Raw genomic sequence first — 1,024 nt, 5'->3', positions numbered from 1 at the left:
GTTCAGATCATCCACGAAGAAGTTAGCCATGTCCCGCCACCCTCTCCAGTTGCTACGCTGTCCAGACAAACTGAAAGTATGTTGTCGGAAGAGGCGCTGGCTATACGGAATACGGCCAAATTGCGTTATTCAATTTGGCGCTACCGGCAAGCCGTCCCTATCCAGGAAAAGGCAGCTGCGGCACTAAAAGCCGCCAGGGACCGTGTGAAACTGCTGGAAAGCGTGTACAACTCTAAACGGACAACAAAGCATTACTGGATCAATCAGGTCATGCTAAGAGCCTCAAGCCTCTCATACGAATCCCGCGATTATGTAATTCGCCGGCACATACAAGACTACGGTCTTTCACCCGAAGGCGAATATACCCTGCGCGGTATCCTGAAAACGCCTAAAACTTTCATACCACCAACCATGCCCGTATACGTTGTAGAACAGCCTGTCAGTATCCCGCAACCCACATACAGCCACATACAGCGGTACCAGCTGCCTACTGAGGAATTTGGTGCTATAGACCTGAGTGGCTTCGCACGCCAGCAACGGTCACTACAACGGGCGCACCCCTACGCACGTACCTACGCGCCCAGTGCATCTCAGGGGCTACCTCCTCAAACGGAAGGTCCTTACGAATGAAGGCTCCAGCTATCGCTCTGTTATATCTGGCAATGACCGGTACTGCGCTGTGCAGCCCACGCTACGCAGGAGGTGAGTACTATGGGGACCTGGTACCCTTAGGTCTACGAGACCTCAATCCCCGGCTTTCACGGTTTACCACACCAGATCCGGCTAATCAGTTCGTCTCCGGGTACACCTATGGCGCAAACGCTCCCGTAACCTATGCGGATCCCAGTGGCGCTATGATCGGTGAACTCGCGCTCACAGAATCCGTAATAGAAATGGATACTGAGGCTCACAGCACTGCGGCCGAACACACAACCCTTCTGAGTTCTACTCACAACCTGCCGGCAACCGAGGGGCATTCCCTCCTGCTGTTCCGGCGGGATCACGTAGTTCGTAAAGATGTACC

Annotated in this window: 2 protein-coding genes; both read left to right on the top strand. The window is 53.8% G+C overall.

Going from position 1 to position 1,024, the window contains the following annotated elements; genetic code table 11:
- Positions 1 to 630 (top strand): hypothetical protein (locus ACOCD2_RS21775; RefSeq protein WP_419626105.1); only part of this gene is annotated, 630 nt, incomplete at its 5' end.
- On the top strand, positions 627 to 1,024 hold a 398-nt coding region (locus ACOCD2_RS21770; RefSeq protein ID WP_419626103.1), incomplete at its 3' end, for an RHS repeat-associated core domain-containing protein. The genes ACOCD2_RS21775 and ACOCD2_RS21770, both read left to right, overlap by 4 nt.

The organism is Thiolapillus sp., from assembly GCF_048562965.1.
Lineage (GTDB): Bacteria > Pseudomonadota > Gammaproteobacteria > Chromatiales > Chromatiaceae > Thiolapillus > Thiolapillus brandeum_A.
Note: the sequence above shows the minus strand (reverse complement) of the source record. Positions and strands in the feature narration are given on the sequence as shown.